Consider the following 13,450-nt stretch of genomic DNA (forward strand, 5'->3'; position numbering starts at 1 on the left):
GAGCGGGCGTCAGTCGAAGAGAAAGTGGAGGTAAAGATGGACGCAATGGCTGGCATCGAATCCGTACCGGCTCCTACGCACCAAGCGAAGGAATTCCTGGCCTATGAAACAGAATGCAGGAACGTGCTGAACCCGCTGCTGGCAGGGCTGCTCGACATGGCTGAAGCCGCCGGCTGGAATCGGCGAACCGCGGCGTCGGCACTGATGTTCCTCGCAGCGCAGCAAGTGTCGGCAACATCCGAGGTATCCGCCGGCAGCGGCTGAACGGAAATCGGCCAGTCCATTCACCTATCCGCGGCGGGCCGTGCTGCCCGGTGTTCGGTCCGCTGCAGGCCCTGAACAATCGAGAGGAGGCACAAGCCATGAATCGCGGGCAATTTGAGGAACCGGTCACACTTCTGGTCGGAATGGGCTTTCCGAGGAAGATCGACAGCGTGATGGAAGCCTATGCACTGCTGCAGGACTGGCCGAGCGCCGGCCGCAACGGCGCCCATGCCGTCGCGCTCAACGCTTGCAAGGTGGGCATCGTCGGCGAGATCGATCCGGAGACGGTGCGGGCCACGCTGATCAGCTTCGCGCGCCGCCACGACATACTGGTGCCTGACTTGATTACGCCGCTCGCGACGGCGGCCGGTGGTGCTGTGCACGAGGTGAACTGACGGATGCGGCGCTTCAACAGCGCCTGCAGACCATGTTCTTGAGATAAGCCAGGCGAACACGGAGACGCCGGAATTCCTTCCCGGGCGGGCGACATTGTCGTCGGTCAGTTGAGCGGACGCGTCAGCAAGACTGACCTGTTCTGCCCGAATAACGCCTCTGAGCGCCGCCTCCCGGTTAAAAAAGTATCATCCGTTGTCTTGAATCGTGGTGGCGCCTGTTGTCATGAGCCGGTACCTTGGCTCTTGAAATGCAGAGCCGAAACCAATTCGGCCGGTTTAGGGAATTGGGCCGAACGCGGCAAATATCCGTGCCGGCCCGGGAGGAAACGGACATGGAACCGGACCTGGAAGTAGTCCAGATACGACGCGGTGAGTCCTTCAAGGCGTGGTCGCATGGCTACCCCTTCCACACGGTGCGTTGGCACTTCCATCCCGAATATGAACTGCATCAGGTGATCTTCACCAACGGCCGCTATTTCGTCGGCGATTTCATCGGCGAGTTCGAGCCGGGCAATCTGGTGCTGACCGGGCCGAACCTGCCGCACAACTGGGTCAGCGACATCCCCAGGGACAGCTCGATCCCGCTGCGCGGCCGCATCATCCAATTTTCCGAAAGTTTCATCGGCGACGCCATGCATGTGCTGCCGGAGCTGGCGGGGCTGGGGCACCTGCTCGAAGCGTCGCGGCGTGGCGTGCTGTTTTCCAATCGCACCAGCAAGGCGCTGGCGCCGCTGATGGAAGAGATGATGCAAGCGCAGGGCGTGCGCCGCATCGAGCTGTTCATGATGATCGCCGGCCTGCTCAGCCGCGCCCAGGAATTCCAGCTGCTGGCCAGCGCCAGCTACCGGCCCGATCCCTCCGGCTACATGACCGCCGGCATGAACAAGGCGCTCGCCTATATCAGGGAAAACCTGACGCAGCTGTTCGACGAGGCGGACCTCGCCGCCATCGCCGGCCAGTCGACCGGCGCCTTCTCGCGCTCGTTTCGCCGTCACACCGGCATGTCGCTGGTGCAGTATGTCAAACGGCTGCGCATCAACCTCGCCTGCCAGATCCTGATGAGCGACGAGCAGGCCTCGATCACCGACATCTGCTACGAGGTCGGCTTCAACAATCTATCCAATTTCAACCGGCAGTTCCTGGCGGAGAAGGGCATGCCGCCCTCGCGCTTCAGGCGCCTGCTGGCCGACAACATCAACGCGGGAAAAGCCGCTTAACGGAGGAGCCAGGGAGGAACCAAGGGAGGATTTTTCTTTTGCATGACGTGACGTGAGCCGCGTGGAGCGGTTCGCGATAGAGAACGCTTGTCTCGAATTCCTCCGTCGGCGGAGGTTGTCGGCGCGGCTCGAAAGGCCGGCGCCGGGTTCCGGTTCCCAATGCAGTTGGGGCGAGGGCGGATGGGTGTCTTCAGACCAAAGCAGTCAACGACCTTCTTACAACCATATCAGAAACGGAGAAGACCGAATGACCAAACTTTCAATTTCATTGAAGTCCGCTGGCAAGTCCGCCGGCATGGCAGCCCTTGCGCTGTCGCTGCTGGCCGGCACCGCCGCGATCGCCCGGGCCGCCGAAGTCACCGACGCCACCGTCGCCTTCCTGATGCCCGACCAGGCCTCGACCCGTTACGAGCAGCATGATTATCCCGGTTTCGCCGCCGAGATGAAGAAGCTGTGCCCGGGCTGCAAGGTGCTCTACCAGAACGCCGATGCCGACGCCTCGCGCCAACAGCAGCAGTTCAACTCGGTGATCTCGCAGGGCGCCAAGGCGATCGTGCTCGATCCCGTCGACTCGACCGCTGCCGCCTCGCTGGTCAAGCTGGCGCAGAGCCAGGGCATCAAGGTCATCGCCTATGACCGGCCGATCCCGACCGCGCCTGCCGACTTCTATGTCTCGTTCAACAATGAAGGCATTGGCAAGGCCATCGCCGATTCGCTGGTCGAGCACCTGAAGGCGCTGAAGGTCGATCCGGCCAGCGGCGGCGTGCTGCAGATCAACGGCTCGCCGACCGACGCGGCGGCCGGCCTGATCAAGAAGGGCATCCATGCCGGCCTCGACAACAGCGGCTACCAGATCCTGGCCGAATACGACACACCGGAATGGGCGCCGCCGAAGGCGCAGCAATGGGCCGGTGGCCAGATCACCCGCTTTGGACCAAAAATCCTCGGCGTCGTTGCCGCCAATGACGGCACCGGTGGCGGCGCCATAGCGGCCTTCAAGGCGGCCGGCGTCGATCCGGTGCCGCCGGTGACCGGCAATGACGCGACGATCGCGGCACTTCAGCTGATCATCGCCGGCGACCAGTACAACACCATCTCCAAGCCGAGCGAGATCGTGGCGGCGGCCGCCGCCAACATTGCCATCAAGCTGCTTTCGGGCGAGACGCCGAAGGCCGAGATGACGCTGTACGACACGCCCTCGCAGCTGTTCACGCCGGCGGTGGTGACGCAGGAAAACCTGAAGGCCGAGATCATCGACAAGAAGATCAACACTGCGGCTGAACTCTGCGTCGATCGTTATGCGGAAGGATGCAAGAAGCTGGGCATCGGGAACTGACCGCGACCCTTGCCCGCTCCGCTGCCTGGCCGCCCACGCGGTGGCCAGGCAGCGCTCATCCGACATTTTGAACCGGTTTTGAAAGGCTTCCTGGCATGATCGATACCCCGGACGAACCGGTTCCGGCAGGCGAGCTGGTGCTCAGCCTGCGCGGCGTTTCGAAGAATTTCGGCGCCGTTTCAGCGCTCACCGACATCGATCTCGATGTCCATGCTGGGGAGGTGGTGGCGCTGGTCGGCGACAATGGCGCCGGCAAGTCGACCCTGGTCAAGATCCTGGCCGGCGTGCATCAGCCGAGCTCAGGCACGATCAGTTTTCGCGGCAAGCAGGTGACGCTTGCAGATCCGAGTGCGGCGCTGACGCTCGGCATAGCCACGGTGTTCCAGGACCTGGCGCTGTGCGAGAACCTCGACATCGTCGCCAACATCTTTCTCGGCCGTGAGCTCAACCCGCTGCGGCTTGACGAGGTGGCGATGGAAGTGCGCGCCTGGACGCTGCTCAACGAGCTATCGGCGCGCATCCCAAGCGTTCGCGAAGTGGTCGCTTCGCTGTCGGGCGGCCAGCGCCAGACGGTGGCGATCGCCCGCTCGCTGCTGCTCGAACCCAAGCTCATCCTGCTCGACGAACCGACGGCCGCACTTGGCGTGGCGCAGACGGCGGAAGTGCTCAACCTGATCGAGCGGGTGCGCGACCGCGGCCTCGGCGTCGTCATCATCAGCCACAATATGGAAGACGTGCGCGCCGTCGCCGACCGCATCGTCGTGCTGCGGCTTGGCCGCAACAACGGCATCTTCTCGCCCGACGCCTCGAACCAGGAACTGGTCAGCGCCATCACCGGCGCGTCGAACAATTCGGTATCGCGGCGCGCCGAGCGGAGACAGGCTAGGCAAGACCAAACCCAGGAGCCACGCCCATGAGCCGCGAAGCCGGACAGGCCGCCTCCGTGCCGCCGCAGCTCGACCGCGCCGATGTGCGCGTCAAGCATGAGGCGGGAATCGGCGGCGCCATCCGCAGGTTCTTCGACCGGGTCCGCTCCGGCGATCTCGGTTCGCTGCCGGTGATCGTCGGGCTGGTCATCATCTGGACGGTGTTCGCCAGCATCAATCCGATCTTCCTGTCGAGCAGCAATCTGGTCAATCTGCTGTTCGATTGCTCCACCGTCGGCGTCATTGCGCTCGGCATTGTCTGCGTCTTGATGGTCGGCGAAATCGACCTGTCGGTCGGTTCGATCAGTGGCTTTGCCTCGGCGATGGTGGGCACGCTGTGGGTCAATCAGGGCTGGCCGGTGGCGCTCGCCATTCTGGCCGCTGTCGCTGTCGGCGGCTTCATCGGCGCACTCTATGCGCTGCTGTTCAATCGGCTGGGCATGCCGAGCTTCGTCTCGACGCTGGCCGGCCTGCTGGCGGTGCTTGGCCTGCAGCTCTACATTCTCGGCTCGACCGGCTCGATCAATCTGCCCTACGGCTCGAACCTGGTGAATTTCGGTCAGTTGCTGATGATGCCGAAGTTCGTCTCGTTCGGACTGGCAGCCGTGCCCGGCATCGTCATGCTGGTCACCGGCCTGCGCACCGTTACGCGCCGCCGCGCCGCCAATCTGTCGGCGCCGTCGACCGGCGGCCTGGTTACACGGGCGGTGGTGATCACGGTCATTCTCGAACTCATTGTCTTCTATCTCAACCAGGCGCGCGGCATTCCGTGGATGTTCGGCCTGTTCGTCGGCCTGGTCATATCAATGCATTACGCGCTGACGCGGACCAAATGGGGCCGCTCGATGTCGGCGGTCGGCGGTAACCGCGAGGCGGCAAGGCGCGCCGGCATCAATGTGCGACTGATCTATTCGAGCGCCTTCGTGCTGTGCTCGATGCTGGCCGCTTTCGGCGGCGTGCTGTCGGCGGCCCGCCTTGCCTCGGCCAGCCAGCAGGCCGGCACCGGCGACGTGAACCTTAACGCCATCGCGGCGGCGGTCATTGGCGGCACCAGCCTGTTCGGCGGCCGCGGCAGCGCCTATTCGGCATTGCTCGGCATCATCGTCATCCAGTCGATCGCCAGCGGCCTGACGCTGCTCGATCTGTCCTCGTCGCTTCGGTACATGATCACCGGCGCCGTGCTTGCCATCGCGGTCATCGTCGACTCGCTGGCACGCCGCTCGCGTGTCTCGCATGGCCGGGCCTGAACCCATCAACAGGAAGCAAGACATGAGCCAAGAACTGTCCGGAAAAGTTGCCGCCGTCACCGGCGCGGCATCAGGCATCGGCCTCGAATGCGCCAGGCACATGCTGGCGGCCGGCGCCACCGTGGTGCTGGTCGACCGCGCCGAGGCGACGCTGCAAAAATTGTGCGCCGACCTAGGCCCGAACGCCATCCCGCTGGTCATCGACCTGATGCAGCCGGCCAGCGTCGCCAACATGATGCCGCAGATAATGGAGAAGGCCGGCCAGCTCGACATCTTCCATGCCAATGCCGGCGCTTATGTCGGCGGCGAGGTGGCGACCGGCGATCCCGACGCCTGGGACCGCATGCTCAACCTCAACATCAATGCCTGCTTCCGCTCGATCCAGGCGGTGCTGCCGCACATGATCGAGCGCAAGACGGGTGACATCATCGTCACCAGTTCGATCGCCGGTCTGGTCCCGGTGGTCTGGGAGCCGATCTACACGGCCTCCAAGCACGCCGTGCAGGCCTTCGTCCACACGGTGCGCCGGCAGGTCGCCAAGCATGGCCTGCGCGTCGGCGCGGTAGCGCCGGGCCCGGTGGTGACGGCGCTGGTCGACGACTGGCCGAAGGCCAAGCTAGAGGAAGAACTCGCCGCCGGTGGCCTGATGCAGCCGCGCGAAGTGGCCGAAGCGGTGATGTTCATGCTGACCCGCCCGCGCAACGTGACGATCCGGGATCTGGTGATTTTGCCGCAGAGCAATGATTTGTGAGGCAGTAGGGAATGGGCAATAGGCAATAGGGAAGATGTAGACACAGTCTTACAGGCCCCGCTCAAAAGTGCTTCGCGCGTCCTATCCTACTAACTAATCGCTTACTGCCTACTGCCTACTGCCTACTGCCTATCCCCTATTCCCTGAACCGGAGGTTCCTCATGCCCCATTATCTCGGCATCGATGTCGGCACCGGCAGCGCGCGGGCCGGGGTGTTCGACCACACCGGCACCTTGCTCGCCTCGGCCAAGCGGGACATCGAGGTCTGGCGCGAGGCCGGCGACATTGTCGAGCAGTCGAGCAACGACATCTGGCGGGCGGTGTGCGCGGCCACGCGGGAAGCGGTCGCTCAATCGGGCGTGGCAGCTGAGGCCATCGCCGGCATCGGGTTCGACGCCACTTGTTCGCTGGTGGTGCTGGGCGAGGGCGGCGCGCCGCTGCCGGTAAGCAAGTCCGGCAATTCGGAACGCAACATCATCGTCTGGATGGATCACCGCGCGGTCGAGCAGACGCGCCGCATCAACCGCAGCGGCGAGGCGGTGCTGAACTATGTCGGCGGCGTCATCTCGCCGGAAATGGAAACGCCGAAACTCCTTTGGCTGGCCGAAAACCTGCCCGACACGTTCAACGCCGCCTGGCAGTTCATGGACCTCGCCGATTTCCTCACCTGGCGGGCGACCGGCAGCCTTGCCCGCTCGGTCTGCACGGTGACTTGCAAATGGACCTATCTGGCGCATGAAAGCCGCTGGGACGAGGCCTATTTCCGCACCACCGGACTAGGGAGCCTGGCCGACGAGGGGTTCGCGCGCATCGGCACGCAGATCGTGCCGGCGGGTGCCGCACTTGGCCGCGGTCTGACCGCGCAGGCGGCTGCGGACCTTGGTCTCGTCGCCGGCACCGCGGTGGCGGCCGGACTGATCGACGCGCATGCCGGCGGCGTCGGTACGGTTGGCGCGCGCGGCGCGTTCGGCAGCGTTCTGTCGCGCATGGCCTATGTCTTCGGCACCTCGGCCTGCACCATGTCGTCGACCGCGCAGCCGGCTTTCGTCGACGGTGTCTGGGGTCCGTATTTCTCGGCCATGGTGCCGGGCCTGTGGCTGAACGAGGGCGGCCAATCGGCGGCCGGTGCCGCCATCGATCATCTGGTGCGCATGCACCCCGCGAGCGGCGAAGCAACGGCCAGGGCGCAGGCCGACGGCCTCAGCCTCAGCGCCTGGCTGTCGCTGCAGGCGCAAAGCCGCAACGGGGCAGCGGCGACGCCGGCCCTGGTCGGTGGCATCCATGTCGTGCCGGAATTCCTCGGCAACCGCGCGCCGTTCGCCGATCCGGACGCGCGTGCGCTGATTGCCGGCCTCGATCTCGACACCAGTCTCGACAGCCTGGTCGGGCTCTATGTCGCAGGCGTCTGCGGGCTGGGCTACGGCGCGCGCCAGATCGTGCGGGCCGAGCATGAGAAGGGCATCGCCGTCGACACCATCGTCGTCAGCGGCGGCGCCGGGCAAAGTCCGCTGGTGCGCCAGCTGCTGGCCGACACGACTGGCATGGTGGTGGTGGCGTCGACCTCGCCGGAACCGGTGCTGCTCGGCTCGGCGATGCTCGGCGCCGTCGCCGCCGGAACCTACAAGGACCTGGTCACGGCCATGGCCGGCATGTCGGAACTGGGCGAGGTCTATCATCCCGACGCTACCCTGGCCGGCTGGCATGCCAAGCGCTTCGCGGCGTTCGAGCTGCTGCAGCAGGCCGGCAAGGCCATCCGAGGCTGAAGCGAGCGGCTCCTGTCGGGCTCTGTCAGGAGCGTGGCGAACACCGCTTGGCGATGATGCCGGAAGCTGGCAGCTTTGTTCTGTCGTAGACCCTCCTGCGGCTTGCGACGAGGGCAGGGCGACAGGACCAGGAGGCCGTATGGCAGACGAGAAAGCGCCAGTGCCATTTGCATCGGATGAGGTGCCGTGGACGGAATGGTCCGATGTGCCGCGCTTCGGCGTGCGCTACCGGCATTTGTCGCTGGCCGCATTTGGCGAAACCTATCATGTCGGCGTGGCGATCGAGGAGTTGCCGGCGGGCAAGCAGACCTCGCCGGCGCACTACCACATTTTCGAGGAGGAGCATGTCTTCATCCTCGAGGGGACGCTCACCGCGCATGTCGGCAATGCCGCCTATGTCATGAAGGCCGGCGACTACATCTGCTTTCCGGCCGGGGCGGCGGCAGGGCATTGCCTCATCAACACCAGCGACGCACCCTGCCGCTACGTCATCGTCGGCGAGCGCAACCCGAACGACGTTGTCGTCTACACCGCCTCCAACAAGGTGCTGGTGCGCGCCTTGGGCAGCCGTGCGATCTTCGATCTCGCGGCAACTCGAACCTACTGGGACGGTGAGAGCACCGGCCTCGCCGCCGGCGATCCGTTGCCGTCGGATGTGACGGCCGGTGTCACCAAGGCAGCAGCCATTCCGATCCCGCCGGTCGCCAGCGACGCTGTCGAGTGGAAACAGGAAGGCGAGGGGGCGCGGTTTGGTGGTCAGTCCAAACACCTCACCTATGCCGCCTTGGGACGGCCCGACTACCATGTCGGCGTGCTGATCGAGGCACCGGCCCCCGGCATGCGCCTGGCGCCCAGGCACTACCATATGCTGGAAGAAGAGCATGCGCTGATCCTGGAAGGGCAAGTGACGCTGCTGCTTGGCGAGGAGCGCTATGAGATGAAAGCCGGCGACTATGTCTGCTTTCCGGCCGGCCTGGCGGTTGGACATTCCTTCCTCAACAGCGGTACGGGACCGTGCCGCTATCTGATGATCGGCGAGAAAAACCCCAACGAGGTCTGCGTCTATCCCGATTCCAACAAGATGGCGGTCGACGCCTTGCGCCGGCGCGACGGCATTTTCGATATGGCCGGGGTTAGGCGGTATTGGGATGGCGAAGCGTAGAACTGAAAGTGTCGATATCCGACTCAAATAGCCGCGCTCTGAACGCGAGAACCGTTCGGAGATAGGCGTTGTTGCCACCCTACCTGGGTGACGCTAGTCTGGTTCGGGCACTTCAACGGGGGAGTTGGCGGGGATGCTCCTGCCATTCTTGCGATGGCCTTCACGCTATCACCGCCGCCTTGGCAGGCTGAGATGGGTGGCTTTGTTCGCGCCGTTCATTCTGTTGTCGGGCTATATCGTCTATGGCTTCGTCGGCATTCGGTTTGATACGCCTCTCTCGGTGCTGAGGCACCTTGCCGCGTTCCCGAACTGCACGGCCGCCCGCAGGGGCGAACCTGGCTATTGGCCGACTCACGATGCCGACCATGACGGCATAGCCTGCGAGCCCTGGCACGGGGCAAGCCGACGACACGGGGCAAGCTCCACTGGCGTTCGGGTCCATCGTTACTCGCGTACCGGCCCATAGCCTTTGCCTTGGCTTCACAGCTCCTTCTCCGCCAGTTCCCTGAATTCATCCGGCACCGAGCGCGCCGCCTCCAGCGCCACCGTGCCATAGCCGACCGCCTGTTTGCCGAAGCGTTCGCGGATCTTGTCGATGGCGCGGTCGGCGTCAAAGCGTGCCAGGCCTTTTCGGGTGCCGGGCCTCTGCTTCTCGTCGGCGAGATCGAGCGGCAGTTCGAGCTGTAATTCGAAGCTTTCCTCGAGATGCGAGACCGAGATCGCCAGCAGCGAGATCGTTCTCTCGTGGGGGTTGTCGGCAAGCACGCCGCGCACCAGATCGCCGGCGATCTCGGCCAGCATCGCGGTCGCCGAGATCGGCTGGTCAAGCGTGATCGAGCGGGTGACGGCGCTGAGATCGGCAAAGCGCACGCGCACCGTCACCGTGCGGCCGGGCCGCGCCTTGGCGCGCAGCCGGCTGGCGACGCGGTCGGCCAGATGCAGCAGGGTTGGCACGATGACGTCAGCTACGGCGGGCTTGCGGCCAAGCGCCGATTGCGCGCCGGCCGAATGCGCCCGGCGCTTCGTCTCCAGTTTTCGCGGGTCGCGGTTCCATGACAGCGCGGCGAGCTTTTCGCCGGCGGCGGGGCCGAGCAGCCGCGTCAGCGCGCCGCTGCGCGTCCTGGCCAGCTGGCCGATGGTCTCGACGCCGATTTCCGCCAGCCGCGCTTTGGTCGCCGAGCCGACGCCCCACATCAGCCCGACCGGCAGGTCGTGCAGGAAAGCGAGCTCGCTGCCGGGTTCGACGACCACCAGCCCATCGGGTTTTGCCACCTGCGAGGCGATCTTGGCCAGATGCTTGGTGCGGGCGACGCCGATCGAGATCGGCAGGCCGAGTTCGGCGCGTACCCGGCTGCGGATCGTCGTGGCGATCTCCTGTGGGGAGCCGAACAGATGCGTGCAGCCGGCAACGTCGGCAAAGGCCTCGTCGATGGAGATGCGCTCGACCAATGGCGTAAAATCGTCGAGCACCTTGATCGCCGCGTCGCCTAGCCGCTGGTAATGGCTGAAATTGCCACCGACGAAGATCAGATGCGGGCAGAGTTCGCGCGCCTTGCGCCCGGGCATGCCGCCGCGCACGCCGAAGGCGCGGCCTCGTAGGAAGCGGCGAGCACGACACCGCCGCCCACCGCGATCGGCTTGCCGCGCAGCGACGGATCGAGCAACTGCTCGACCGAGGCGTAGAAAGCGTCGAGATCGGCATGCAGGATGGTGGCTGTCGTTTCCATCCCGACCGCACATCCGCAGTTGCTGATAGATTGGAACAAATAAAGAACAAAGATGGATCATTGTCAAGGGAAGGGCGATTTGTGCGGCAACAGCCATGCCGGTTCCGCCTGAACGCAACCGCCTAGACAATATGCTCCGCTCGCAGCGCCGCTTTCATCCTTTCCAGCGCCGCTTCGCCGCCTGCCGCCAGTTCGTCGGCAATCCTGGCCAGCTTATCGTCGGCCTTGCGGTGCTTGCTGCCCCAGGCGCCGAGCGTCGCCAGCACCGGCAAGAGGTCGATGCCTGCTTCGGTCAGCCGGTAGACGGTTCTCAAGCCATGCGTCGGGTCGTCGCTTCGGGTGAGGATGCCCTCCTCCTGAAGCGTTTGCAGTCGCTCGGCCAGCGTGCGCGAGGAGATGCCTTCGTCGGATTGCAGGAATTCGCGAAAGTGCCTTTTGCCGGCGAAGGCCATGTCGCGGATGATGAGCAGCGTCCAGCGGTCGCCGATCAGTTCGAGCGACAGGTTGATCGGGCAGCCGGATTTTTCGCGCGTCGACATCTATGGTTCCATTTTTAAATCACTTTACTATTGACATCGTTTTGGCCTTGCGTCAACGGTTCCAAATGTAAACTGTTTTGCGATGGCCCTGAGGAGAATGACGGTGAAAAAGCTGGTCCTGCAGATGCAGATGTCGGTCGACGGCTTTGTCGGCGCCAATGAGGACCATTCCTGGCAGCTCTGGGAGTGGGGTGACGAGAGCGCCTGGGACGGTGCGCTGAAGCAGGACTTTAACGCCGTCTTCGCAGGCGTCGATACCATCCTGCTCAGCCGCAAGATGGCGCAGGAGGGCTATCTCACCCATTGGGGCAATGCGGCGAAGAAGTTTCCGCGCGATCCGTTCTACGCCTTTGCGCAGCGCATCGTCGACTCCCGCAAGGTGGTGCTCAGCAACAAGCTCAAGCAATCGGCCTCGGAGCCGGCTTGGGAGCGCACCAGTTTGGCCAGCGGCGACCTGCCGCGCGAAGTCAATGCGCTGAAAGCGGGCGAGGGCGGCGACATGGCGGTGTTCGGCGGCGCCGGTTTCGCGTCGGCGCTGATCGCGGCCGGGCTGGTCGACGAGTTCCAGCTTTTCATCAACCCGGCGGTGCTGGGTGCGGGCCGCCGGATTTTCGATCAGGGTGGTTTCCAAAACCTAAGGCTGCTCGGCTCGACGGCCTATGCCTGTGGCATGGTGGTCAGCCGCTATGCGCCGGCGGGGTGAGGGGGACCTCCATCTTCTCCCTGCTCACTTCGCATCGTGAAAAATAATCCCGACCGTGTGGCGCATGCCTGAGCGCAGCCGGCTGACGCCATGGCGCAGGTTGACTCGGTAATTGCCTTTGGTGCCCTGCACCGGCCGGTTGTGAACGGCGAAGACAACGGCGTCGCCCTGGCGCAGCGGCACCACTTCGACCCGGCTCTGCATGCGCGGGCGCTGCTCGGTCAGCGCGAACTCGCCGCCATTGAAATCCCGGCCCGGTTCGGAGAGCAGGATCGCCACCTGCAGCGGAAAGGCGAGGTCGCCATAGAGATCCTGGTGCAGGCAGTTGAAGTCGCCAGGCACATATTGCAGCAGCAGCGGCGTCGGCCGTGTCTGGCCGGCGGCATGGCACTGATCGAGAAACGCGGCATGCGTCGCGGGATAACGCATGGCCTGCCCCATGCGCTCGTTCCACCGATTGGCGACCTCGGCCAGCCTGGGATAGAGCGCGCTGCGCAGGCCACCCAGGAGGTCGGGCAAGGGATAGCGGAAATAGCGGTACTCGCCCTTGCCGAAGCCATGCCTGGCCATATGAATGTGGCTGCGGAAATATTTCTCATCCGAATAGAGGTCGGCGATCCGCCGGCACTCCTCGGGCGACAACAGCTTTTCGATCACGGCACAGCCGAAGCCGTCGAGTTCGGCGGCAAGGGCGGGCCAGTCGTAATCGGCGATGCGCGTCCCGGCGGCTTCAACCGCCGATGCGGCAACCTTGGCATGGGCGTTCATATCGTAGCCTCCTTGTCGAGCAGCGCGCGTTTGCGTTCGACACCCCAGCGGTAACCGGCCAGTGAGCCGTCGGCGCGGACGACACGGTGGCAGGGAATGCCCAGCGCGATTGCGTTGGCCGCACAGGCCGTCGCCACGGCGCGGGCGCCGTTCGGCTGGCCGAGACTGCGGGCCAGTGCGGTGTAGGTGATGGTGGCGCCGCACGGGATGCTGCGCAGCACATCCCAAACCTGTTGCTGGAATGGCGTGCCGTGGCGCAGGTCGAGCGGGAGGTCGAGGCCGACGCTGGGCGTCTCGATGAAGCGCGCGATTGCCGCGAGATCGTCGCGCAAGGTGGCCTCGTCTTCGACCAGTACCTTGCCCGGGAAGCGATGGCCAAGGTCCTGCTCCAGCGCCTCTGCATCCGAGCCGATCAGGATGGCGCAGACGCCGATATCGCTGCGCGCGGCGAGGATGTTGCCGATCGGGGATTCGCCGATGGCATAGCTTATGGTGTCGAAGGCATTGGGGACGCTCGCCGGCGGCGCCATTTGGGTTTGCGTGAGGTTCATTGCGTTTACTCCTTTGTCTGTGCGTGAACCCTACAGAGACGGCTTCTCGCGCTCACTCCGGTGCTTGCTTTCAAATTCGAATTTCGAAGGTAGGCGAACCG

Annotated in this window: 14 protein-coding genes and 1 pseudogene; 11 read left to right on the forward strand and 4 right to left on the reverse strand. The window is 64.6% G+C overall.

From position 1 onward, the window contains the following. The first annotated feature begins 36 nt into the window (after positions 1 to 36). The 10 genes from NKJ04_RS07675 to NKJ04_RS07720 all read left to right on the forward strand — a co-directional run bounded on the left by NKJ04_RS07675 (position 37) and on the right by NKJ04_RS07720 (position 9,527). Positions 37 to 264 carry a hypothetical protein gene (locus NKJ04_RS07675; RefSeq protein ID WP_352674188.1) on the forward strand — a complete coding sequence of 76 codons (228 nt, stop codon included), beginning with the start codon at positions 37 to 39 and terminating at the stop codon, positions 262 to 264. A gap of 98 nt (positions 265 to 362) precedes the next feature. Further along, complete coding sequence (locus NKJ04_RS07680; RefSeq protein WP_352674190.1) at positions 363 to 659, forward strand: DUF982 domain-containing protein; 297 nt, start codon at positions 363 to 365, stop codon at positions 657 to 659. Positions 660 to 991: 332 nt separating this feature from the next. Continuing rightward, the gene (locus NKJ04_RS07685; RefSeq protein WP_109660775.1) at positions 992 to 1,876 is read left to right on the forward strand and encodes an AraC family transcriptional regulator; all 885 of its coding nucleotides are present in this window, start codon (positions 992 to 994) and stop codon (positions 1,874 to 1,876) included. 247 nt (positions 1,877 to 2,123) lie between these two features. After that, positions 2,124 to 3,212, forward strand: a complete 1,089-nt coding sequence (locus NKJ04_RS07690; RefSeq protein WP_127255649.1) for an ABC transporter substrate-binding protein — start codon at positions 2,124 to 2,126, stop codon at positions 3,210 to 3,212. A gap of 95 nt (positions 3,213 to 3,307) precedes the next feature. Further along, the gene (locus NKJ04_RS07695) at positions 3,308 to 4,129 is read left to right on the forward strand and encodes an ATP-binding cassette domain-containing protein (RefSeq protein WP_352674192.1); all 822 of its coding nucleotides are present in this window, start codon (positions 3,308 to 3,310) and stop codon (positions 4,127 to 4,129) included. Next, positions 4,126 to 5,385, forward strand: a complete 1,260-nt coding sequence (locus NKJ04_RS07700) for a sugar ABC transporter permease (protein ID WP_352674193.1) — start codon at positions 4,126 to 4,128, stop codon at positions 5,383 to 5,385. Before NKJ04_RS07695 ends, NKJ04_RS07700 begins: the two co-directional genes overlap by 4 nt. Before the next feature lie 22 nt (positions 5,386 to 5,407). Further along, a complete protein-coding gene (locus NKJ04_RS07705; RefSeq protein ID WP_352674194.1) occupies positions 5,408 to 6,136 on the forward strand; it encodes an SDR family oxidoreductase in 729 nt (242 codons plus the stop codon). Positions 6,137 to 6,297: 161 nt separating this feature from the next. Next, positions 6,298 to 7,899: an FGGY-family carbohydrate kinase gene (locus NKJ04_RS07710; RefSeq protein WP_352674196.1), complete on the forward strand. Its 1,602-nt coding sequence runs from the start codon at positions 6,298 to 6,300 to the stop codon at positions 7,897 to 7,899. A 139-nt stretch (positions 7,900 to 8,038) separates the two neighbouring features. After that, entirely contained in the window at positions 8,039 to 9,061 is a 1,023-nt protein-coding gene (locus tag NKJ04_RS07715; RefSeq protein WP_352674198.1) for a cupin domain-containing protein, read from the forward strand. A 133-nt stretch (positions 9,062 to 9,194) separates the two neighbouring features. After that, entirely contained in the window at positions 9,195 to 9,527 is a 333-nt protein-coding gene (locus tag NKJ04_RS07720) for an excalibur calcium-binding domain-containing protein (RefSeq protein WP_128305750.1), read from the forward strand. Between the two features lie 14 nt (positions 9,528 to 9,541). On the opposite strand, the pseudogene NKJ04_RS07725 reads toward NKJ04_RS07720, so the two are convergent. Continuing rightward, positions 9,542 to 10,788, reverse strand: a pseudogene (locus tag NKJ04_RS07725) (Y-family DNA polymerase). A 122-nt stretch (positions 10,789 to 10,910) separates the two neighbouring features. Further along, positions 10,911 to 11,327 carry a winged helix-turn-helix transcriptional regulator gene (locus NKJ04_RS07730; RefSeq protein WP_352674199.1) on the reverse strand — a complete coding sequence of 139 codons (417 nt, stop codon included), beginning with the start codon at positions 11,325 to 11,327 and terminating at the stop codon, positions 10,911 to 10,913. A gap of 103 nt (positions 11,328 to 11,430) precedes the next feature. On the opposite strand from NKJ04_RS07730, the gene NKJ04_RS07735 reads away from it, so the two are divergent. Beyond that, entirely contained in the window at positions 11,431 to 12,030 is a 600-nt protein-coding gene (locus tag NKJ04_RS07735; RefSeq protein WP_352674201.1) for a dihydrofolate reductase family protein, read from the forward strand. Positions 12,031 to 12,054: 24 nt separating this feature from the next. On the opposite strand, the gene NKJ04_RS07740 is transcribed toward NKJ04_RS07735, so the two are convergent. Then, complete coding sequence (locus NKJ04_RS07740) at positions 12,055 to 12,798, reverse strand: 2OG-Fe(II) oxygenase (RefSeq protein WP_128306028.1); 744 nt, start codon at positions 12,796 to 12,798, stop codon at positions 12,055 to 12,057. Continuing rightward, a complete protein-coding gene (locus NKJ04_RS07745) occupies positions 12,795 to 13,349 on the reverse strand; it encodes a methylated-DNA--[protein]-cysteine S-methyltransferase (protein WP_128306027.1) in 555 nt (184 codons plus the stop codon). The genes NKJ04_RS07740 and NKJ04_RS07745 overlap by 4 nt, the downstream gene beginning before the upstream one ends. Positions 13,350 to 13,450 lie beyond the last annotated feature (101 nt).

The sequence above is a fragment of the Mesorhizobium sp. M0618 genome, assembly GCF_040320765.1.
GTDB lineage: Bacteria > Pseudomonadota > Alphaproteobacteria > Rhizobiales > Rhizobiaceae > Mesorhizobium.